We start from the raw sequence: 20256 nt of genomic DNA, 5'->3' as shown, positions 1-20256 counted from the left end.
GGATAAAGTAGCGCGATGACAATCGAACTGAAGCCCGGTGGCTTGCTGATCGCGATCGAAGGTATCGACGGCGCCGGCAAGACCACCCTCGCCCGCAGCCTGGCCAACGCACTGGAAGCGGCCGGCGCCCGCGTCGTGCTGAGCAAGGAGCCGACCAATGGCCCCTGGGGCACCCAGCTGCGTCAGTCCGCCGCCACCGGCCGCCTGAGCGCCGACGAAGAAGCCGAGCTGCTGATCCGCGACCGCCACGAACATGTGGACACCCTCATTGCCCCCGCATTGGCACGCGGCGACATCGTAATCCTGGACCGCTACTTTCCGTCGATGGTCGCCTACCAGGGCGCCGCCGGCCTGCCGCTGGACGAGTTGCTGGAACGCAATGCCTTCGCGCCGCGCCCGGACGTGCTGCTGCTGCTCGACCTGCCGCCACCCACCGGCCTGGCCCGCATCCGCGCCCGCGGCGACGCACCCAACCACTTCGAAACCCAGGACAACCTGGAACGCTGCCGTGCCATCTTCGCCGCGCTGCAATTGCCGGGTAAACATGTCGTGGACGCCAGCGCCGATGCAGACAGCGTCTTGCGGCAAACCCATGCCATTGTCGTGGCAGCCCTGGCCGAACGCTTGAGCGGCGACGCCGGCAAGGCCGTGCTGGAACTGCTCTCGGCTGGTCGCCCGGCCTGACCTGCCAAGCGTCCTGCCGCGCAGCCAGCACCACCGCTGCGCGATGCAGATTTTCAAGCTGCGAGCTACGCGCGACTTACCCGCACACGGGAGCTCGGCCCGCTTGCTGAGGAGAGCGGTTGCGCTGAGGGCACGGCCAGCCAGGTGTCCCGACGAAGCCGCTGCCGCATCAGGCGCGTCGCGCCATCACGTCCCGATGGCGGAGATGGCGGCGGGCCACCGCTCTTTGCGCAGTCGCATGCAGGCGGTCGCTATCGCTCGGCAACCCGATACCGCCGCCGAAATTCCGACGGCGTGCAACTTACTTCCCGCCTGAAAAACTTGTTGAAGTTGGTCGCTTCGTCGAAGCCCAGTTCTTCGGCGATTGCGGCAACCGGCAGCGACGTGTGCACCAGCAGGCGCTTGGCTTCCAGGTTGATCCGTGCGGCAATGAAGGTCTTTGCGGTGGTGCCCATCGCCGCTTGCACTGCGCGCGCCAGGCTCTTTTCCGTGCACCCGAGCCGATCGGCGTAGTCGGCAACCTGATGCCACTGTGCAAAATAGTCTTCGACAAGCTGCTGGAACCGGTGGAAGCGGCGCAGCGCCGCAGACACCGCAACATCGCGCACGTGGGTACGGCCATGCACAATGCTGAGCCGCGTCAGCAACGCATGCAGCTGATGACGCAGCAGCGCGTGCACGTCGTCTTGCGGCGCCTCCATCAGCGTGTCCTGGCGCATCTGCACGATCACATCGGTCAGCCGCTTCAAGTCATCGCGACCGAGCTGCACATGGTCCGGCAGCTTGCCCAGGTCGAAGGCGAGCTTCAGATCGCCCGGCGTTGTTGCTGCCGGCAGCACGAACTCCTGGCGGAAAATCACGTTCCACCCATCCCAGTCGTCCTTGATGCCATAGCTGTGCGCTTGGCCGGGCCGCACGATCACTAGCGAACCTGGCGCGCAGGCGATCGCCTTGAAGTCGATCAGCTGGGTGCACACGCCCTGGGTCACGCACAACAAGGTGTGGAATCCGTAGCGGTGCGTCGCCTGCACTGCTTCCCGGGGTGCGCGGGTACGCAGATCGGCAACCGTGAAGACTTCAAGGTCGAGACGATAGGGGGCCTGCGGGTGATAGGCCAACGGCAGGATCTGCGATCTCGCCTGCGCCTTCGCAGAACGGCTGCGCCCGGAACTGGTCATCGGCCTGCACCATTTGAAAGATGTCCGGAAATGATCATTCGCCGTCCACTTTGGACCGCTCGCGTCGGCCAATCAAGTCCAATAATCACTCCCACAGCACGCCCCCACTTTCCTGAGAAAACAGACGATGCACGCCGATATCGAACGGATCACCCAGGCCATTCTGGCCGTGGACAACGGCATCAACGCACGCTGGAATGAGGGCGACGTCGATGGCGCACTGGAGGCCTACAGCGACGAGGTGTCGTATTTCGATCCCCTGACCGCGCTGCGTCTGGACGGTCATGCGGCGGTGGAGGCCTACTTCCGCAACGTGTTCGAGGGCAAGCTCAAGATCCTGCGCAACGACTATATCCAGCCGGTGGTAATGGTCAGCGATAACCGCGACATGGCTGTGTTGCACTACAACCTGCAGAACATCCTCGGCGACGGCCAGGGCGGTGAGACGCCGGGTACTGCCTGGAATTCGACACAGGTCTTCCGCTACATCGAAGGACGCTGGCGCGTCGTGCACGTCCATTGGTCGATCACGTTACATCCCGGCGCCCAGCAAAGCCTGATGTCCTGACCTATCGCCGCAGACCGCACCGCGCTTCACTCCCACTAAAGATCGGCCAACCAGGCACCCACGCCTGCAGGCCTTGCACGCTTACATTTCAACCAACCGAGGAAACCACCATGAACACCATCGACATTGCCAAGTCCTACATCACCTCGGTCCAGACCGGCGACCACGCAACGCTGGGCAGCCTCATTTCGCCCGACGTGATCTGGCACCAGCCCGGCAACCATCAATTCTCCGGCACCCACCAAGGCATGGCGGTGGTCGGGCCGATGCTGGGCAAGATGATGGAGGTCTCCAACGGCACCTTCGCCATCAGCCGTGCCGATGACTACATGGCCAGTGGCGACTGGGTGGCCATCACGCTGGAATTTTCCGGCCAGGCCAACGGCGTCACGCTCAAGCAGGCCGGCGTGGATCTGCTGCGCATCGAGGACGGCAAGATCGTCGAAGTCCGGCTATTCTCGGCCGATCAAATCCAGGAAGACGCATTTTGGGGACGCTGATAGCCAAGCCCCGCAGCGGAAAGGCCTTCGTGGTGCCGGCACCCGGATTCGAACTGGGGACCTACCGCTTACAAGGCGGTTGCTCTACCAACTGAGCTATGCCGGCAAAGGCAGGCGCGTTGCGCGCCGGTGCGCATTCTAGCGCAGCGCGGAGCAATCTAGCGATCGTTGCCGCGTTGCGCCTGCGGCGCTCTGCAACGCAACGGCCGTCGCCGTACTGCGCATATCGACCCACCAGCGCGATTGGCCGCTGCCGCTGGGCACCAACTGCGCGGGAAAGCCCGCGCTCACCAGGCTGGCCTGACGCCGCTCGGCGCGCTCGCGGCTCTGGTACTGCCCCAGCGCAACCGTGTTGTCTTCGCCCTGCGCGATCACGTAATAGTCGCCGATGCCGGCGGCCGCAATGCGCTTGACCAAGGCCTGCGCCACGGCGCGGTTGCCCACATTGGGCAGCATCACCCGGAACGTACTGACCCCGGCGTCGGCGTCCTCGCGCACGCTGGCGCGGCTGACCTGGCCGCGAACGCGCGCCAGCGCGGCATCGGCATCGCTGCGTGCCGCATACGGCCCCACGCTGACACAGCGCTCCGGGGCGGCCGGCGGTGTCGGCACTGGAGCCGGCTTGGCGACGGCGGTGTTTTCCTCAACAGATTTCGAAACGTTCTTCGCTGCCGCTGCCGCTGCCGCGTCGGCCGGACGCGGTGCCGTCTCGGCCACCGCCGGTGTTGGCACAGGTTCGGGCGCAGGCGTTGGTGCTGCCATCGGCGCAGGAGACGGCGTAGTGGAATCAGCCGCAGCACCGGCATCCGGCGTTGCAGCGGTTGTCACTTCGAGACGCGGCACCGCTGCTGCTGTCGCCTTGGTCGGCAACATCGGCAGCAGGTCCAAGCGGGCAACCCCGGACGGTTGCGGCGGTGAGGCCGGTGGCGTCGGCGGTGGCTGCAACGCCCACCACAGTGCCACCCCGGCATTGAGGATGATCAGGACAACGATGAGCGCGCGTACGTACATGCGTCGATTTTAGAGCGTGTCATGTGGCTTGGGGGGAGTGCGAAGCGTCGGCGCCGCGGCGGGACCAGGCGCGCAACACACTCTCGGTGCGTAACTAGAAGCCACCTTGCTTGCGCCGGCCGGCGGCAACGCGTGCCCCCAGCAGCGCTGCCAGGGGCTACGTCGCCGGTGTGCCAGCACCCTGCTGCGGAGAACCTAGGCAGCCAGTCAAGCCGGCGCCACAGTGCATCCACTCGGACCACTGGTGGCCCCATGCCTCTCAGCCGACCCGCACAAGGCGCTCTACGGCGAGGACGAATGCATCGCCCAGGTTGCCAGTCCATCCAGCACCAAGGCCGCGCGAAAGCTGGCATCGGGCAACAACGGCAGCAGCGGTGGCGCGCCGCCGCCATGCATCAGCAGCCGTACCGGCAGGCCCAGGCTGCGTTGTGCGTGGTGCAGGCTGCGCTCGATCAGCGCCACCGCCGCGCCATCGCAGCCGGAGGTCAGGGCATCGTCGGTGTCGTTGGCCAGTTCGACATAGTCGCCACCGCTGGCCGGCAACTGCACCGCACGCGCATGCAGCGCTTCGCGCATGGTGGTGGGCGAGGCGGCGATCCGCCCGCCGTGATGCTGCCCATCGGCACCGAGCACATCGATGGTCAGCGCGGTGCCCACCCCGGCCACCAGCACCGGTGCGTCGCCACGCGCGCCCAGCAAGGCCAGAAACCGATCCACCCCGAAGCGGCTCGGGTCGGCATAGGCAATGCGGATGCCGGCGCATTCGGCTGCGGTCCGCACGATGCGCACCTGCGCGAAACGCTCCTGCAGGCAAGCGATCATCCGCTGCGTCAATGCGGGCGCCGCCACGCTGGCCACGTGCGCAATGCGCCCGGACGGCAACGCCGATAACGCCGCCGCATCCATCGCCTCGGCACCGTGCGCCCAGGCCTGCACGTCGCCGGCGCGGTGGCCGTGCAGCGGGGCGTACTTGAAGCGCGAATTTCCCAGGTCGAACAACCACTCGCTCATGCAGGTCTCACGCTGACTTCTCCGGAGTGGAACAGGCGCACCGTTTCGCCCAGTTGCACGCGCAATGCACCATCGGCGGCCAGGCCAAGCGCCACCCCACGATGCAGGGTGCCGCCTTCTTCAACCTGCACGGTGCGCCCACTCAGCACATCCAGCGCCGCATAACGCTCCAGAAACGGCGCCAACCCCTGCGCTTCGAACAGATCCAATGCCGGCAGCAGGCTGGACAGCACCGCTGCCGCCACGCTGTCGCGCGACACCGCGCGCCCGGCCAGGGTATCCAGATCCACCCACGGTTGGTCGATCGTGGCAGCGGCGGCCGGCGGCATGTGTACGTTCAAGCCCAGCCCGATCACCGCACGCGCATTGCCGGCCATCTCGCCGCCGCCTTCGATCAGCAGACCGCCCAGCTTGCGCTCGCGCGCCAGCAGGTCGTTCGGCCACTTCAGACCGACATCGGCAAACCCCCACCCGCGCAGGGCTTCGGCCACTGCCACGCCTACCGCCAGGCTCAGCCCGGCCAGCTGGCCCAGCCCGCCGCTGAAACGGCGCGATGCGGACAGATAGATGTGTGCGGCCAGCGGCGAGGTCCACTGGCGGCCGCGTCGACCGCGCCCGCCGGTCTGGCGCTCGGCCAGCAACACAGACACGCCGTGTTCGGGCGCCGGGCGCGCCAGCAGCGTGGTGTTGGTGGATTCCAGCGTCCAGGCCACTTCCAGCGCGGCCAGGCCCGCTGCCGCGTCGGTCGCCATGGCCACACGGATCCGCGTGGCATCCAGCAGGTCCAGCGGCGCGGCCAGGCGGTAGCCATCGCCTGCCCGTCCGTCGATATCGACACCGGCAGCGCGCAAATTCTGGATGCGCTTCCACACGGCGGCACGGGTCAACCCGGCATCGCGCGCCAACGCATCGCCGGACAGCCGGCCGCTCGCAAGTTTGGCCAGCAACGCGCGGTCATCCACGGCAACGGTTCCCAAATCTATCCGTGAAAGTATGCGCCAAGCCTTCGCGGCCGCCCAGCGCGGCTTGCGTGAGGGAGTGAAAACCGCGTTATGATCGACGACTCACGCCGCTTGCCCTGGATGTGGACGATGCGCCGACTCACGGTTTGCCTGCTGTTCTTGTTGGCTCCGCTTGCCGCCCTGGCATCGGACCAGTTGGTCGATGGCGATCATGAGAGCTGCGTCAGCACCAACTCGGCCGCACGCGGCAGAACGCCCAATGGCGAACCGGCAACACCGGCACGCGCGCCGCAACACAAGCCTGCACCGGCAACCGGCGGTGGTGGCAGCGATGGCGATGGGTTGTTCCCACGCATGCGCATGATGCCGCGCTGGCACAGTTTTCTGCCGGGCATGTTCCGCTGATCCAGTGGTTGACGCGCTGGCTACGCCGGCCGCCGCTCGAGATTCCTGATGCGCTTTGGCAACCGGTGTGTGACCGCTGCGCCTGGGTTGCCGCGCTCGATGCGCGGCGCCAGCAACGTCTGCGGGCGCTGACCGCGCAGTTTCTGCATCAAAAAACCATTTCGCCGGTCGATGGATTGCAGCTGCAGCCGCACGACCACGTGTTGCTGGCCGCCACCTGCTGCCTGCCGTTGCTGGAAATCGGCGCAGCCGGGTGGCGCGGCTGGTCGCAGCTGATTGTCTATCCGGACGCCTTCCGTGTGCAGCGCACCCATCTGGATGCGGCCGGGGTGATGCATGCCTGGGACGACACCTTGATCGGCGAGGCCTGGGAACAAGGTCCGTTGATCGTCAGCTGGGCCGATGTGCAAGCCGATCTGGACGACCCGCAGGCCGGCTTCAACGTGATCGTGCACGAGATGGCGCACAAGCTCGATGCACTGGACGGCGCGCTCGACGGCACCCCGCCACTGCCGCGCGATCGGCAACGCCGCTGGGCACGCGATTTTCAGCACGCATTCGATGCGTTCTGCCAACGGGTGGACGCCGGCCACGATACCGAGATCGACCCGTACGCAGCCGAAGCGCCGGAAGAATTCTTCGCAGTGGTCAGCGAATATCACTTCTCGGCGCCGCAGGTGCTGCAACGCGTGATGCCGGAGGTCGCCGCGCATCTGGTCAGCGTGTATGGGCCTTCGCCGTTTGCATCGGATGGCCACGGTTGATTGCGCCGCGCAAGCGTTGCGCGTTGGTTTGCGTGCAGGTATGTGGATGTTTGACGGCGCGAGTGCTGTTTGCGTCAAGTCGATTGCGCGTGTCGCGTGAACCTGATCGTCTTTGGATGTGCGCACTGAGCTAGAGCGTTAGCGCTGCGCTGCAAGCCCTTGGTCACACCTGGCGAGTGGTCGTTACGTACACATTGGGCAAGACAAAAAGACTCAGCGCGAAGATGAGCAATGGCAGACACTGCGCAGCGTTCAATGGCGCGATGTCATCGATCGCGCTTACACCAATCCAAGATCACGCGGTGTCGCGCCTGGAAACACGCGTTCCAGCTGCGCGGGCGACAAGCCCCACAAGCGCTGCAACACGCCACCGAACACGCTGCGGTAGTTGCTGAGCACCGGATAATCGCGGTTCTGCAACAGGTGCGCCTGATCCACCGCAACCTGCCCGCCGGCAATCCGGCCGCCGCGCACGCCACCTCCCAACACCCAGTACGTGGTGCCATGCCCGTGATCGGTCCCCTTGCTGCCGTTCTCGCGGAAAGTGCGGCCGAACTCGGAAATCACCACCACCACCGTATCGTCCCAGGCCGGGCCCAAGGCATCGGCATAGGCGGCCAGCCCTTCGCCGAGATTGCGCAGGTTATTGGCCAGTCCGCCCGTCACACTGCCCTGATTGGCATGCGTGTCCCAACCGCCAACATCCACAAATCCCAGCCGATACCGCTCGCGCATCAAGCTCGCCATGCGTCGGGTTTCATCGGCAAAGGTGCGCGCGCTGGCAGCGCCGCGGCCGGCCTGCTCCATCTCTTCGCGCAACTGCGCGGTGACCTGCTGGCGCAACGCAAGTCCTTCGCGCGCCGCCGTCGCCAGTGGCGTGGCGTCGTACATCTGCGACAGGATCTGCGACTGACGCGCATCCAGCCCGCCCTTGCCGATGCCCCGCAGCGAGACGTTGGGCAGATCGCCGCCGCCTTGAAAGGTCAGCGGCAACGAATCGGTGAAGGCAATCGCCGGCACGCCACTGAGGACAGCCGACAGCCGCGCCATGAACCCGGAACGATAGTCGCGGTGCTTACCGGCTTGCCCGGATTCGATATCGTCCTGGGTTTCGAAGTGGCTACGCGACACATCATCAGTGCCGGCAAATGGCACGAACGCCAGTTGATTGCGTTGCCACAACGGCAGCAACGCATCGCGCATCACCGGGTTGAGCCCCCAGTGCGCGTCCAGCGCGATGGCGCTGTCCGGATTGGCCGGATCCGGCCGCGCAATCGCCAGCGTGGGCCGCGACTGGTAATAAAAATCGCTGCCATGCGGCACCAACAGATTGTTGCTGTCGTAGCCGCCGCGCAAGAACACTACCAGCAGGCGCGCGCTATCGCGTGGCGCGGCAAACAGGCGACCGGCCCACGGCAGACTTGTGGCGGCGGCGGCAGAAGCAAGCAAAAATTGACGTCGTTGCATGGTGTACTCCCACGGCGATGCCTGCATCGCACTCGGTGATCAGCGTCGGTGAATCAGCGGTATGAATCAGCGGTAGTTGAAGTCCGGCGACGCCAACAAAAACCCGTTCCATTCCGCCGGCGAGCGCGCCTGCTCCAGCGCCTGCTGCGTACTTGTCGCCAGCGACGGCGCGATCCAGCGATATGCCGCGCGCGTGTCGATGCGCGTCAGCGGCGGAATCGGCGTGTCGTTGTCGCCATCGCGCCGGAACAATTGTTTGGGGCCGCTGCCCAGCGCGCGCGCCACCTCGAACCTGCGCGCCAGTTGCCCGGAGCTGGTCCAGGCCTGCGATTGCAGCGGCCATCCGTCGGGTGTGATGCGCCCGAACAGCGGCTCGCCCAGTTGCTGCGCCCAACTGGCCATCGGGCCGGCATTGATCACGGGCTGGTCTTCGTAGGCCAGCCGCATCGCCGAGACCACGAAGCGATTGGGGTCCTTGAACTTGCGCGGTTGCGCCTGCGCAAATTCCGCAGAATTCACCATGGTCTGCATGACCTTGCCGATATCGCCATCGCTGCGCTGGAAGGTGCTGGCCATGCGCGCGACCAGTGCCGGCGGCGGCGTGTCGCTGACGAAGTACTCGGCCATGCGCTGCGAGACGAAGCGCGCACACGCCGGCTGGCGCACCAACAGCCGCACCGCACGTTCGATTTCATCCAGTCCACCGCCGGCAATCCGCTGACCCAGCAGCATCTTGTCGCCGGGCTGATGACGCGCCGGGTTGAATTCGAACAGACCCTTGCGCACCACCTGTGGCTGACCAGGCACGGTCATCGGCACCGGCGGCGCACCATCGGCCTTGATCGGCACCAGGCCCGCGCCGGTGAGGATCAATGCCAGCTGCTGCACATCCTGCTGGGTGTAGCCGCCATGCACGCCCAGGGTGTGCAGTTCCATCAGTTCGCGCGCGTAGTTCTCGTTGACCTTGCCCTTGGCATTCTTGGCGTTGTCCAGATATTCGAGCATCGCCGGGCTTTGCAGCGTGGCCATCACCAGATCGGCAAACTTGCCGGTGGCATTGGGACGGATCGCGTTTTCCATGTAATCGGCGGCCATCCACTTCACGCGGCCTTTGTCGGCATACACGCTGAAGTGATTGAGCCAGAACCACACCAGCTGCTCGCGCAGCTGGTCCGGTGCGTACACCGCACGCAGTAATTGCGCCTGACGCGCTTGATTAATCATCTGACCGCCGCGTGCCTGCCAATCCTTGCGCAAGGCGACTTTTTCATCGCCATCAGGCATGGCTTGCAGCCGGATCTTGTCGGCCTCGTAGCGGGTCAGCAAGGTGTCCAGCGGGGTGTGCAGTGCATCGAAGCCTTGCAGCTGCGCGCGAATCGGTGCCGGTAACACAGCGTCGTCACTGGGCTGGAGCAGCAGCGCGCCATAGCGCTTGGGGCCAAGCCGTTGTAACTGCGCGGCGCCATCGGCATCCACACCATAGGTGGCACGTTGTAGCCAGCGCGTCTGGGTTGGCGTCAACGGCGTTTCGGCAGCATGGCCGACCGCGGCGAACGCGCAGCCGGCAAGCAGCAACGCACAGCCCCAAGTGTGCAGCCATCGCCGTGGCAAAGGGCGCGTTTCCGCGCAGGAGACTTGTGCAACGCGCTCGATCATGCGGCTCTCCATCGCAGGTGCCTGCGACCTGACCAGTATGGTCAAGCAAACGCTCGAGGCGTTAAACGGTTGTCGGAGCAGTGCAGGCCATTGCCCACGGGTTCATCCGGACACGTGGGCGCGTCACAACCCCGGAGGCAGGGTCACATCGAAGCGGGCGCCGCCCAGTTCCTGCGAGCGCACCACTTGCAACTCACCGCGATAGGCCTTGATCAGATCCTGCACGATCGACATGCCGATACCGTGCCCCTGCACGCGCTCATCGCCACGCACGCCACGCTGCAGAATCTTGGCGACATCTTCCGGCGCAATGCCAGGGCCGTCGTCTTCGACCGAAAGGATCAGGCCGGCGCGCCGGCTACCGGTGGTCGGGCCGGGCTGTGCGGTCAGCAGCACCCGGCTGCGCGCCCACTTGAAGCCGTTTTCCAGCAGATTGCCAAGCAGTTCCTGCAAATCGCCCGGCTCGCCATGAAAACGCGCATCCGGCGAAATATCGAACTCGCACAGCACGCCCTTGATCGAATACACCTTCTCCAGACCGCGCACGATTTCTTCGGCGGACGGCTCGATCTGCAATGGCGCTGCAAACAGTTTGTGGCCGCTGGAGGCCGCGCGCGCCAGCTGATACGACACCAGATCGTTCATGCGCCGCAGCTGCACGTCCATCTCTTTATGCAGATCGTGCTCGGAGGCGCCGCTGTCGAGCTGCGTGCGCAGCACCGCGATCGGCGTCTTCAGGCTGTGCGCCAGATCGGCCAGCGTATTGCGTTGGCGCTCCAGGTTGTCGCGCTCGCTCTCGATGAAGGCGTTGATGCTGTCGGTCAGCGGCTCCAGCTCGCGTGGATGCTGCTCGCTCATGCGCTGGATCTCGCCGCGCTGCACCTTGGTCAGCTCGTTGATCACGCGCCGCAGCGGGCGCAGGCTCCATTGCAGGATGAACGCCTGCAGCACCAGCAGCACCACGCCGGCACTGCCGAGGTAAAACCACACCGCGCCACGGAAAACACGCAGTTGCGCGCCCATCGAGCGCGCGTCTTCCATCACATAGATGGTGTAAGGGATCTCACCGCCGTGCTCGCGTTCGACGTAACTGACGCCCAAGCCATAGCGATACAACTGGCCCAGGCTGCCATCGATCTGGGTCATCTCCAGCGGGCCGATGAATTCTTCCTGGCGCGGCTCCAGCATGCGGCCATGCGGAATGTTCGGGCCTTCGGCCGACATCGAAGTCCAGCTTTCGTCGGGACGCACGACCTCCACATACAAGCCGCCACCAGGCACGTCGAAGCGCGGATCGGGCGGCTGCCCGCCGATATAGATCGAGCCGTCGCGGACAAAGTCGATATTGGCGGCGTAAGCCGAGGCGTAGTTCTTCAGCCGCTCACGCAGGTTCTTTTCGGCAGTGTCGGCAAAGGCGACATCCAGCGCGTAACCGGCCAAGGCCAGGAAGGCCACCAAGCTGAGGCTGGCGGCCAGCAGCTGGCGCGCCTGCAACGAGCGCGGGCGCCAGCGTTTGTACCATTTGGAGCGCATCGGCACCTAAGTCTTCCTGCTTGCCGACGCGCGGACTCAGCCTTCGGTGCGCGGAATGGCGAAGCGATAGCCGCGACCACGCACGGTCTCGATCGGCTTCAACTCACCATCCGGGTCGAGCTTCTTGCGCAGGCGACCGATGAACACTTCCAGCACGTTGGAGTCGCGATCAAAGTCCTGCTGATAGATATGTTCGGTGAGGTCGGCCTTGGAAACCAGTTCGCCGGCATGCATCATCAGGTACTCGAGCACCTTGTATTCGTAACTGGTCAAGTCGACATTGGCGCCGTTGACGCTCACCGTCTGCGCCGCCAGATCCAAGGCCACGGGGCCGCATTCCAGCGTCGGCTTGCTCCAGCCTGCGGCACGGCGCAGCAGCGCGTTGACGCGAGCCAGCAGCTCTTCGACGTGGAACGGCTTGACCAGATAATCGTCGGCGCCCTGCTTGAGGCCTTCGACCTTGTCCTGCCAGCTCGAACGCGCGGTCAGGATCAGTACCGGGAATTTCTTGCCTTCGTCGCGCAGCGCCTTGATCAGCTCCATGCCCGACATCTTGGGCAGGCCCAGATCGATTATGCCGACGTCGAACGGCACTTCGCGGCCCATGTACAGGCCTTCTTCGCCGTCCTGTGCAGCGTCGACAGCAAAGCCTTCACGCTTCAGACGCGCGGCAAGGGTCTCGCGCAGCGGAGCTTCGTCTTCGACCAAAAGAATACGCATGCACTCTCCCTAGTAACGTTATCGGCCCAAGGCCGGGGAATTTATGAGACTGAACGCCAAACTATCTACGTTCAGTGGTTATCGTCGCGTGGTGGCGCGTCGGGAGGCGGAGAGCTGCGCGGGGGTGCGGCCTGCGTCTGCTCCGGCTCGTACACCGTGTGGACGCGCCCATCTTTCATGTACTTGACCCGATTGAGGTTGCCGCCATCGAACGGCACACGCTCGGCACCCAGAATTTGTCCACCGGTAGACCGCTGCACGTGGCGAATGGTGTCCGACAAGGTGCGGCTGTTGCCGCGTGCCGATGCCGGCATGCCCTCGCGACCACCCTGCGCCATCGGGTACCCCTGGCTCCACGCCGACGGCGCGGCCACGGCACCCAAGAGGGCGACCAGGACGGCATAGCGGGCGCGGCTGAGCGAGTCGGTCACAACTGGATCCTAGCGGGTTGTTCAGGAACATTCAAAATTCGTGAAACCGGCGATGCATCACAAACGGCCGGGCGACGGAAATTGAGCCAAATTCTTGATTTTGGGGGGTGAATCCGATCTGAACTTTTTAGCTTCGTGTCAACGCCATTCAGCCAAATGAATGCCGCCAGGAGAGTAGACGCCCTGCCAGCAAGGCTTTCCCGCTCGGTGCCGGGCTCCAAACCACAATCAAGAAAGGACCCGGCCTGCCTGTTCAGCTGATGCAAGTGCCGGGCCAGTCAGGCGACGATGCGCCACGGCCGGCTGTCGGTCCGCTGCAACGCCTGCTCCACCAGCTCCCAGCCAGCGCCCGGACGGTGTGCACCTTCGCTCAAAACCTGCCGAAACGCCCGCCCGCCCGGCTGCCCGTGAAACAGGCCCAGCACGTGCCGGGTGATGTGCTTCAGGGCCAGGCCCTGTTCCAACTGGGACTCCACATAGGGGCGCAGTGCACGCAGCAACGCCTCGCGCGACTGTTCGGGGCGCCGGGTCAATGCGGCATCGAGCTGATGCAGGACATACGGGTCGTGGTACGCGGCGCGACCGAGCATCACGCCGTCGATCTGTTGCAGGTGCGCCAGCGCAGTGTCGACGGCGGCAATACCGCCATTGAGCACCACCGGCACGCCGGGACGCTCCTGCTTGAGGCGATACGCCCAGTCGTAGCGCAGCGGCGGCACTTCGCGGTTTTCCTTCGGCGACAGGCCCTTGAGCCACGCATTGCGGGCGTGCACCACCACCATCGCCGCGCCGGCGGCGACGATTTGATCGACAAAACGGGCGAACACCGCGTAGTCGTCATCGTCGTCCACGCCCAGACGGCATTTGACCGTGATCGGCAGGTCGGTGGCCGCGCACATGGCGGCGACGCACTCGGCCACCAGCGCCGGTTCGCGCATCAGGCAGGCGCCGAAGCGCCCCGCCTGCACGCGGTCTGACGGGCAGCCGCAGTTAAGGTTGATTTCGTCATAGCCCCATTCCTGCGCAATGCCGGCCGCCTGCGCGAGCAGGGCCGGATCGCTGCCGCCAAGTTGCAGCGCCAGCGGATGCTCGACCGGATCGAAACCGATCAGCCGCGTGCGATCGCCATGGATCACCGCGTTGGCATGCACCATCTCGGTATACAGGCGTGCGGACGGCGCCAGCAGGCGATGGAACACCCGGCAATGCCGGTCGGTCCAATCCATCATCGGGGCGACGGACAGGCGCAAGGAGGCGGCGTAGCGATCGGCGGAAGCGGTCATCGACGGTTGGCCGCGGCGAGCGGACATTGGAATGCGAAGCAGGATCAACAGATTACACGGGCGTCGATGAATCTGCGGCAGTGCGGTATAGCACGTTGCGGCACCTTCGACTGCCGGGCTCACTGTCTGATCGCTTGTTGGCTGCGCCAGGTGATCGAGACTTACCAACTGGTCGAATTCGAACACGACACGCGGTTGTGGATCCCGCTGGCGGCGCGCTTCGGCGGCCAGCATCACGGCTATCTTCTGGCATCGGAAGGGGCGAACAACATCGCATTGGCGATGTTTTCGTTTCCCTCGCTCGCCCAATACGATCGGCATCGGGTGGCATCGCGAGAGATTGCGGCGTGTCTGTTGGCGTTCGCCGATGCGGAGCGAACGCGATGCGTCGTCAATGACGAGCGCAGTTGCTTTGGTCCGGTGCTGGCGTAAAGCCGTGCAATGCCGGACGTAGGGCGATTACGGGTTGCGGAAGCCCACACGCTCTTCGGCGCTCAGCGGCTTGCCGAGGGCGTGGTACGAAGCAGCCAGAGTGATCAGGGCAGTACCCATCACCGCGTAGAAGCTCCACGAGGTGGCCAATACGTGCACCTGGCCGAACACCAGCGCGACGACCGCAGTGGCGGTGCACAGCACCATGGCGAGCAGGGACATCAGAAAAGGGATGGAAGGGTCGAGCTTCATGGCCGGGGGTTCCAAGGTGCGATAGCTTCAGCATCGGCGTTCCCGGCGCGTTCTTGAACTGTTTTCTGCGCTTTTTCCGAACCAATTTTAAGCAAGTCAGCGCGCACTCAGTTTTATGTCAAAGCCCTGGCGCACCAGGGTTTCGACGTCAGAAATCTCCTGACGAGATGGCGGAAAATCATCACCACCGCCAGACGTCCAGCGCAGCCGCGGCGGAAAACCGACGCGATGGGCATCACGGTTTGGCGAGGCCGAATTGACGCCGCTTACGTCACGAACGTGTGCGGTCGTTGCCCTAATGCTGCGTGCGGAACAAACCGGGATCATCGTGCCGCGCTACTAACAGCTGCGGGCGCCAGCCCAGTCAAAGGCCTGTCCGTCCGCGCGCTTGCCGGGACGGTAAGACACCGTCGCAGTGCCATGGGGAGCCATCCGTGCGCGTCGGCGCTCCGGGATCGGGTGGATGCAGACGCGATGGAGATACCGCAACGTCTGCGCGATCGATACCGAATCCGCACATCGGCTGCGCCTGTCTAAGCGCTACGCGGCAGGGCCGCCCGATGGTCGTGTTGGGGGCATGCGCGTGCCGAGATGGATGCCGCTCAAAGCGTCAGCGCAGGTGATGACAAAGGTCCGGCTGGCGAGTGTTGCTGCGGACGATGGTCCGCGCCCGACGTTTCACACACTCTCAAAAACAGCTTGAGCACACGCGCAACTGGCGAAGCATGCAAGACATGCCGGTCGCGCAGCTGACGTACTCAGCGTGCCGGGGCGGTGGCGAATTCGCCGCGCTGCAACTTCGTCACATCGTTGCCCTGCCCGTCCTTGAGGCTGAGGTCTGCGCCCTTGGCGGCCAGGTCCTTGAGCACGTCTGTTCGCTGGAACAGCGCTGCGTACATCGCCGCGGTCTGGCCGGCGTTGTTGCGTTGGTCGGGGGCGCAATCGGCCTGCATCAGGCGCTTGGCGATGCCCAGCTCGCCCTTGAAAATCGCACCCATCAGCGCAGTGTTGCCGCGCTTGTCCTGCGCGCAGGGGTCGGCGCCGGCACTGAGCAACTGTTCTACCGCCGGGCGTTGGCCGTGGTAGGCGGCCAGGATCAGCGCGGTATAGCCCTTCTCGTCGCGGGTATTGAGGTCGTAATGCGAGCGAATGAACTCGGCCAGCATGTCCTGACGGCCTTCGCGCGCGGCATCGAAGAAGTACTCACGCAGCTGCAGCTTGACCTGCTCGGGGCTGGACGTGGATGAGGTGGTCGCTGCGGGGGTGGCAGACGGCGAGGCAGCAATGGCTGGCGCGCATAGGGCGCTCAGCACGACAAACAGCAGAGTGCGCATATCGCTCTCCCAAGACGGGGACGGCACCGCAGCGTGGCCGCGATGCCGTCGGAGGGATCAGTCCTGCAGGCTGGAAGCAAGCTGCTTGACGCGAGCCAGGTCGCCCTTGGCAACGCGGGTCACACCGGTGCCGTACTCCGGGTCGGCCTTGTACAGGAACGACAGCACCAGGTGCTTGCTCTCGGTGTCGGTGTTGGACAGCGATTCGCCAAAGCTCTGCACCAGATCGGCACGATCCTTTTTGCTGTAGGAACGGTACAACTCGCCGGCCTGCTTGAAGTTCTGCTCGCGGGTGATCTTGGCCTGCTGGGTGGTGCCCGACAGCGGCAGTTCGCTATAGCGTGCGGCGGTGTCCTGCGGACGCGGCTCCAGGCGGCTCGGCTCGTAGTTCACGCCGCTGCTGGTCTGACCGATGTTGCCCTGGCCATCCTGATTGCCGTTGTTGACGGCCACGCGTGGACGGTTGACCGGCAGGCTCAGGCCATTGGCACCGATGCGATACAACTGGGTGTCGGCGTAGGAGAAGATACGGCCCTGCAACAGGCGGTCTTCAGACGGTTCGATACCCGGCACCAAATTGGCCGGCGCCATCGCGACCTGCTCGGTCTCCTGGAAGAAGTTGTCGACATTCTTGTTCAACACCATCTGGCCGACCTTCTGCTCCGGCACATCCGGCCAGATCTTGGTGGCATCGAGCGGGTCGAAATCGAACTTGGCCAGGTCTTCCGGCTTGAGTACCTGCACATACAGGTCCCACTTCGGGTAATCGCCCTTCTTGATCGCACCGACCAGATCGTTGGTCAGGTGGCTGTAGTCCTTGGACTGGACGGCGGCAACCTGCTTGGGATCGAGATTCTTGATGCCCTGCAGCGTCTTCCAATGGAACTTGACGTAGTGCACTTCGCCTTGCGCATTGACCAGCTTGTAGGCGTGCACGCCGTTGCCATCCATGAAGCGATAGCCGGCCGGTGTGCCTTCGTTGGAATACAACAGGGTCAGCGTGCGGGTGCTTTCGGGCACGTGCGAGAAGAAATCGAAGCGGCGCGAGTCGTCGTCCAGATTGGTGCGCGGGTCCGGCTTGAACGCGTGGACCATGTCGGGGAACTTGATCGCATCGCGAATGAAGAAGGTGGGAAAGTTGTTGCCGACCAGATCCCAGTTGCCTTCGCTGGTATAGAACTTGGTGGCAAACCCATGCGGGTCGCGCAGCGTTTCGGGCGAGTGATTGCCATGCACGACCGACGAGAAGCGCACGAACACCGGGGTCTTTTCGCCAGCGCTGAACACCTTGGCCTTGGTCAGGTTGGACAGATCGGCAGTGGCGGTAAACTCGCCTTTGACGCCGGTACCGCGCGCATGCACGACGCGCTCGGGAATGCGCTCGCGATCGAAGCGCTGTAGCTTCTGAATCAGCTGCACATCCTGCAGCAAGGTCGGGCCGGTGGCACCGGCGGTCTGCGAATTCTGGTTGTCGCCGACCTTGGCGCCGTTGTCGCGGGTCAGTACAGATTGGGCGAAGACCGGCGGAGCGATCAGCGTGGGGGCTAGCAGGGCTAGCACCATGAGGGATCCAGGGCGCATGGCGTCAGCTCGTGTTGAAGGACCTGAAGCATGGCGAGCGGGCCGAAGTGTGAGAAGTCGTTAGTTATGATCGCAGCGATAGGCGAACATGATGATGACTACGTTACGTGATATGCATCGCGTTAAACATTGGCCGCGAGTCTTAAATCAGCGCACCAACCTGCGATATTCGGTGAGCAATAGCATCGTAATGACCTCACGCTTGGGCTAGCGAGGATGCCGTTGCTGCAGCGCGGCGATCATGCGGTCCTTGTTATGCGCGCCACAGCAACCAAAGTGAGCGCCCATCATCCATTGCACCGATACACGCAAGCGCCCGGTTAGATACTGCCGGCCTGCACGATCACCAGATCGCAGATGGGTCGACATCGTGTGCAGGCCGATTGGGCATCACACTCTTCGGGTCGCGCCTTGCTCGGTGGCACGCGCGCGCTCAAGCGGCAACCGCAAGTCGAGAACACGGATCGACGCTGAGCTCATCCTTCACGCTTCAACCCATAAGCAGACGCAAGACCTGCGCGCTGGTGAGTGGCCCACATCGTATTCGGATCAGAGCCCGCCAGCGCTGCCCTCTTCCTCAGGCAGCCCTGCCTCTGCTCGTCGCTTTTTTAAGTCGGCAGGATTCTCTAACTCGAACAAGCTGCCGTCGGCCTTACGTTGCGTACCATAGCGCTGCGGCTTACCCGACATGATGAGATTACGATCGATGAATAAGGCGAGGTCCGGGGCGCTGTAGGCGCCACGTTCCGCCGCTGCCTGCATTTTTTGAAGAAAGTCATCGCGAAATGCTCGATCGGTCGAATGCTGCGCGATCAAAAATCCAGCATGCGCGCCATCCTCACCGACAGAGGCAATGTCGGGAAAGCCAAATTGATCGATCAGGCGGGACAGGGCGGCCTGGTTTTCCCGCTGCGATGCAACCAAGCGCATGGCCATTTCCTTTGCTGCCCCCTGATTGGCCTGCAACTGCTGCGCTGTGACCGCACCACGAATGTCTCCACGGATCTTCTGGTCGGCATCAGCAAGTGCCAGCAATTGCTGACGGTAGGACGCATTCATGGGTTGATGCCTCGCCGGTCGCTCCTCTCTGTCTTTCGCAAACGCCTGCCCGGGCGTCGCCGTTTGCCACAGCAACAGCACCCCCAGCAACAACATTCTCATAAGCACGCAGCTCCCGATTCTGAGGAACATCTTGCCCTTGCCCGGCCATCGCTCACCGCGGGCGATTGGGGTAGGCGTGGAAATTCCATGAATCTGTCGATGCGACCATAGACCAAAAGTGAGCAAAATTTACTCGCGATCTCCATTCCCTGGGCTTTCTCGTCCAGATAGAGAAACTGCCCACCCGGGTTGAGTTCAAGAAACACCGGCTCGCCGCCGCCGACAGGCACGACGAAATCTGCGCAGAAAAAATCGACACTCAGCACCGACCTCAGTGCATCAAGCTTGGCCTGAAGCCCAGGAAACAAGGGCACCCAGTCATAGCGCATGGTCGTCTTGTGCCGAATAGCACGATAGTCGATCTCACCCTCCAGGGAGTGACGCATCTGCATACAGGCATACTCGCCGCCCATGCAGACGATACGTAAATCGGCCTGATGGTCGACGACCTGCTGATAGGTCGTTGGACATGCGCGCAAATCGGCGTCCGCCAACGGCTCTTTGTGAGAAATGCGTGTGGCGTAGGAGACGCTATAGTTATCGCCGTCTGCCCACGCGCCGACATTGAATGGCTTGACGACCACGCCGTTCGTATGTCGCTGACGAAATGCATGAATGTCGGCGGGACAACGGCTGATCAAGGTCTCAGGTACCACCAGGCCACTGGCAACAGCAGCGGCGAGCTGTAACGGCTTCTGATCTGCGGCAAGTGCCGCGAGCGGTGCGTTGACCCAGCGCTGGACGCCATGTCCGCCGCCAAGCAGTGCGACCGCTCCCAGATCGAACAGTAGCCCCTCTGTCTTGATGAACTTGATGTCCTGATTGTGAACATGTGCGGGCGCTGTTTTGTTGAACATTAAACGGCGGCTCCATGCCGCATCGTAAGCAACCGGTGAGCCTTCTCGGACCACGCTCGCGCCGCTTTGCCCGTAGAGCAAAGAACCCTCGAGGCCACACGGCCATTGGCTCGTATCCAACAAGCTTACCGTATGCCCGGATGCCGCAATCATCGCCGCGATCGTGAATGCGTGCGTATCGCGATGAGGAGCGACGATCAAAACCGTCCTAAGATCGTTTTGCATAGGCGCAATGTATCCCATAGTGCAACCGAAGCATGGCGACATTTTCATGCCGCCATGCCGGGGGACGCTTAGCCGACGATAACGATGGTCTCAGTGTCGACAGCCTCGACAATGATGATGATCAACGTATCGCCAGCACCACCGCAGGACACAGCACTGACTTCTTCCTGAGTCATTTCACGTGCGAAGCGCTGGGCGACGGGACGTGAGTTTTCCATGAGTTCAAAGTTTTCCATTCCTT

Annotated in this window: 22 protein-coding genes and 1 tRNA gene; 6 read left to right on the top strand and 17 right to left on the bottom strand. The window is 63.8% G+C overall.

The genetic code is table 11. From position 1 onward, the window contains the following. The first annotated feature begins 15 nt into the window (after positions 1-15). On the top strand, positions 16-684 hold the full coding sequence (tmk, locus tag XdyCFBP7245_RS05865; RefSeq protein ID WP_104614805.1) for a dTMP kinase: 669 nt from the start codon (positions 16-18) through the stop codon (positions 682-684). Between the two features lie 251 nt (positions 685-935). Here tmk and XdyCFBP7245_RS05860 read toward each other — a convergent pair whose 3' ends face one another. Further along, positions 936-1862: a helix-turn-helix domain-containing protein gene (locus XdyCFBP7245_RS05860; protein WP_104614804.1), complete on the bottom strand. Its 927-nt coding sequence runs from the start codon at positions 1860-1862 to the stop codon at positions 936-938. 127 nt (positions 1863-1989) lie between these two features. Here XdyCFBP7245_RS05860 and XdyCFBP7245_RS05855 point away from each other — a divergent pair, with 127 nt between their 5' ends. Further along, positions 1990-2430: a YybH family protein gene (locus XdyCFBP7245_RS05855; RefSeq protein ID WP_104614803.1), complete on the top strand. Its 441-nt coding sequence runs from the start codon at positions 1990-1992 to the stop codon at positions 2428-2430. 110 nt (positions 2431-2540) lie between these two features. Next, positions 2541-2930, top strand: coding sequence for a nuclear transport factor 2 family protein (locus XdyCFBP7245_RS05850; protein ID WP_104614802.1), 390 nt, complete (start codon positions 2541-2543; stop codon positions 2928-2930). Positions 2931-2960: 30 nt separating this feature from the next. On the opposite strand, the gene XdyCFBP7245_RS05845 is transcribed toward XdyCFBP7245_RS05850, so the two are convergent. The 4 genes from XdyCFBP7245_RS05845 to birA all read right to left on the bottom strand — a co-directional run bounded on the left by XdyCFBP7245_RS05845 (position 2961) and on the right by birA (position 5929). Continuing rightward, positions 2961-3036, bottom strand: a tRNA-Thr gene (locus tag XdyCFBP7245_RS05845). Between the two features lie 32 nt (positions 3037-3068). Next, positions 3069-3941, bottom strand: a complete 873-nt coding sequence (locus tag XdyCFBP7245_RS05840; protein ID WP_104614801.1) for an SPOR domain-containing protein — start codon at positions 3939-3941, stop codon at positions 3069-3071. A gap of 282 nt (positions 3942-4223) precedes the next feature. After that, positions 4224-4952, bottom strand: coding sequence for a type III pantothenate kinase (locus tag XdyCFBP7245_RS05835; protein ID WP_104614800.1), 729 nt, complete (start codon positions 4950-4952; stop codon positions 4224-4226). Then, positions 4949-5929: a bifunctional biotin--[acetyl-CoA-carboxylase] ligase/biotin operon repressor BirA gene (gene birA / locus XdyCFBP7245_RS05830; RefSeq protein WP_342352082.1), complete on the bottom strand. Its 981-nt coding sequence runs from the start codon at positions 5927-5929 to the stop codon at positions 4949-4951. The genes XdyCFBP7245_RS05835 and birA overlap by 4 nt, the downstream gene beginning before the upstream one ends. A gap of 75 nt (positions 5930-6004) precedes the next feature. On the opposite strand from birA, the gene XdyCFBP7245_RS05825 reads away from it, so the two are divergent. Continuing rightward, a complete protein-coding gene (locus tag XdyCFBP7245_RS05825; RefSeq protein ID WP_104614799.1) occupies positions 6005-6319 on the top strand; it encodes a hypothetical protein in 315 nt (104 codons plus the stop codon). A gap of 8 nt (positions 6320-6327) precedes the next feature. After that, positions 6328-7083, top strand: a complete 756-nt coding sequence (locus XdyCFBP7245_RS05820) for a M90 family metallopeptidase (protein ID WP_104614798.1) — start codon at positions 6328-6330, stop codon at positions 7081-7083. A 279-nt stretch (positions 7084-7362) separates the two neighbouring features. Here the strand turns inward: XdyCFBP7245_RS05820 and XdyCFBP7245_RS05815 are convergent, their stop codons facing one another. The 6 genes from XdyCFBP7245_RS05815 to dusA all read right to left on the bottom strand — a co-directional run bounded on the left by XdyCFBP7245_RS05815 (position 7363) and on the right by dusA (position 14173). Further along, entirely contained in the window at positions 7363-8550 is a 1188-nt protein-coding gene (locus XdyCFBP7245_RS05815) for a DUF1501 domain-containing protein (RefSeq protein WP_104614864.1), read from the bottom strand. A gap of 66 nt (positions 8551-8616) precedes the next feature. Then, entirely contained in the window at positions 8617-10206 is a 1590-nt protein-coding gene (locus XdyCFBP7245_RS05810; RefSeq protein ID WP_386261304.1) for a DUF1800 domain-containing protein, read from the bottom strand. Between the two features lie 123 nt (positions 10207-10329). Beyond that, entirely contained in the window at positions 10330-11700 is a 1371-nt protein-coding gene (locus XdyCFBP7245_RS05805; RefSeq protein WP_211287651.1) for an ATP-binding protein, read from the bottom strand. A 75-nt stretch (positions 11701-11775) separates the two neighbouring features. Next, positions 11776-12459 carry a response regulator transcription factor gene (locus XdyCFBP7245_RS05800; RefSeq protein WP_002808458.1) on the bottom strand — a complete coding sequence of 228 codons (684 nt, stop codon included), beginning with the start codon at positions 12457-12459 and terminating at the stop codon, positions 11776-11778. 71 nt (positions 12460-12530) lie between these two features. Then, the gene (locus XdyCFBP7245_RS05795; protein ID WP_104614863.1) at positions 12531-12833 is read right to left on the bottom strand and encodes a hypothetical protein; all 303 of its coding nucleotides are present in this window, start codon (positions 12831-12833) and stop codon (positions 12531-12533) included. 335 nt (positions 12834-13168) lie between these two features. Continuing rightward, positions 13169-14173 (bottom strand): tRNA dihydrouridine(20/20a) synthase DusA, encoded by a 1005-nt coding sequence (gene dusA, locus XdyCFBP7245_RS05790; RefSeq protein ID WP_104614795.1) that lies wholly within the window; start codon positions 14171-14173, stop codon positions 13169-13171. A gap of 66 nt (positions 14174-14239) precedes the next feature. On the opposite strand from dusA, the gene XdyCFBP7245_RS05785 reads away from it, so the two are divergent. Beyond that, on the top strand, positions 14240-14605 hold the full coding sequence (locus tag XdyCFBP7245_RS05785; RefSeq protein ID WP_211287648.1) for an NIPSNAP family protein: 366 nt from the start codon (positions 14240-14242) through the stop codon (positions 14603-14605). Between the two features lie 27 nt (positions 14606-14632). On the opposite strand, the gene XdyCFBP7245_RS05780 is transcribed toward XdyCFBP7245_RS05785, so the two are convergent. From XdyCFBP7245_RS05780 to XdyCFBP7245_RS24135, 6 genes are all read right to left on the bottom strand, one after another. After that, a complete protein-coding gene (locus XdyCFBP7245_RS05780) occupies positions 14633-14857 on the bottom strand; it encodes a hypothetical protein (RefSeq protein WP_170068538.1) in 225 nt (74 codons plus the stop codon). A 758-nt stretch (positions 14858-15615) separates the two neighbouring features. Then, entirely contained in the window at positions 15616-16191 is a 576-nt protein-coding gene (locus XdyCFBP7245_RS05770) for an ankyrin repeat domain-containing protein (protein WP_104614793.1), read from the bottom strand. Positions 16192-16248: 57 nt separating this feature from the next. Next, positions 16249-17754 carry a catalase KatB gene (katB, locus tag XdyCFBP7245_RS05765; protein WP_211287647.1) on the bottom strand — a complete coding sequence of 502 codons (1506 nt, stop codon included), beginning with the start codon at positions 17752-17754 and terminating at the stop codon, positions 16249-16251. A gap of 567 nt (positions 17755-18321) precedes the next feature. Beyond that, positions 18322-18933 (bottom strand): DUF6624 domain-containing protein, encoded by a 612-nt coding sequence (locus XdyCFBP7245_RS05760; protein WP_104614861.1) that lies wholly within the window; start codon positions 18931-18933, stop codon positions 18322-18324. Continuing rightward, a complete protein-coding gene (locus tag XdyCFBP7245_RS05755) occupies positions 18930-20063 on the bottom strand; it encodes an ATP-grasp domain-containing protein (RefSeq protein ID WP_104614791.1) in 1134 nt (377 codons plus the stop codon). Before XdyCFBP7245_RS05755 ends, XdyCFBP7245_RS05760 begins: the two co-directional genes overlap by 4 nt. A 20-nt stretch (positions 20064-20083) precedes the next feature. Next, entirely contained in the window at positions 20084-20251 is a 168-nt protein-coding gene (locus XdyCFBP7245_RS24135; RefSeq protein ID WP_017156254.1) for a hypothetical protein, read from the bottom strand. Between the last annotated feature and the right edge of the window lie 5 nt (positions 20252-20256).

Origin of the sequence: Xanthomonas dyei (assembly GCF_002939865.1) — a bacterium.
Classification (GTDB): domain Bacteria; phylum Pseudomonadota; class Gammaproteobacteria; order Xanthomonadales; family Xanthomonadaceae; genus Xanthomonas; species Xanthomonas dyei.
The sequence above is the reverse complement of the archived record's forward strand: the minus strand, read 5'-3'. Positions and strand labels throughout refer to the sequence as shown.

Coding starts and splice junctions, on each gene's coding strand:
- XdyCFBP7245_RS05840 (WP_104614801.1), bottom strand. CDS start 3,941: ATGTACGTACGCGCGCTCATCGTTGTCCTGATCATCCTCAATGCCGGG.
- XdyCFBP7245_RS05810 (WP_386261304.1), bottom strand. CDS start 10,206: ATGATCGAGCGCGTTGCACAAGTCTCCTGCGCGGAAACGCGCCCTTTG.
- XdyCFBP7245_RS05800 (WP_002808458.1), bottom strand. CDS start 12,459: ATGCGTATTCTTTTGGTCGAAGACGAAGCTCCGCTGCGCGAGACCCTT.
- XdyCFBP7245_RS05755 (WP_104614791.1), bottom strand. CDS start 20,063: ATGAAAATGTCGCCATGCTTCGGTTGCACTATGGGATACATTGCGCCT.
- tmk (WP_104614805.1), top strand. CDS start 16: ATGACAATCGAACTGAAGCCCGGTGGCTTGCTGATCGCGATCGAAGGT.
- XdyCFBP7245_RS24135 (WP_017156254.1), bottom strand. CDS start 20,251: ATGGAAAACTTTGAACTCATGGAAAACTCACGTCCCGTCGCCCAGCGC.
- XdyCFBP7245_RS05855 (WP_104614803.1), top strand. CDS start 1,990: ATGCACGCCGATATCGAACGGATCACCCAGGCCATTCTGGCCGTGGAC.
- XdyCFBP7245_RS05825 (WP_104614799.1), top strand. CDS start 6,005: ATGATCGACGACTCACGCCGCTTGCCCTGGATGTGGACGATGCGCCGA.
- XdyCFBP7245_RS05785 (WP_211287648.1), top strand. CDS start 14,240: ATGAATCTGCGGCAGTGCGGTATAGCACGTTGCGGCACCTTCGACTGC.
- XdyCFBP7245_RS05780 (WP_170068538.1), bottom strand. CDS start 14,857: ATGAAGCTCGACCCTTCCATCCCTTTTCTGATGTCCCTGCTCGCCATG.
- katB (WP_211287647.1), bottom strand. CDS start 17,754: ATGGTGCTAGCCCTGCTAGCCCCCACGCTGATCGCTCCGCCGGTCTTC.
- dusA (WP_104614795.1), bottom strand. CDS start 14,173: ATGACCGCTTCCGCCGATCGCTACGCCGCCTCCTTGCGCCTGTCCGTC.
- XdyCFBP7245_RS05770 (WP_104614793.1), bottom strand. CDS start 16,191: ATGCGCACTCTGCTGTTTGTCGTGCTGAGCGCCCTATGCGCGCCAGCC.
- XdyCFBP7245_RS05850 (WP_104614802.1), top strand. CDS start 2,541: ATGAACACCATCGACATTGCCAAGTCCTACATCACCTCGGTCCAGACC.
- XdyCFBP7245_RS05835 (WP_104614800.1), bottom strand. CDS start 4,952: ATGAGCGAGTGGTTGTTCGACCTGGGAAATTCGCGCTTCAAGTACGCC.
- XdyCFBP7245_RS05815 (WP_104614864.1), bottom strand. CDS start 8,550: ATGCAACGACGTCAATTTTTGCTTGCTTCTGCCGCCGCCGCCACAAGT.
- XdyCFBP7245_RS05860 (WP_104614804.1), bottom strand. CDS start 1,862: ATGACCAGTTCCGGGCGCAGCCGTTCTGCGAAGGCGCAGGCGAGATCG.
- XdyCFBP7245_RS05760 (WP_104614861.1), bottom strand. CDS start 18,933: ATGAGAATGTTGTTGCTGGGGGTGCTGTTGCTGTGGCAAACGGCGACG.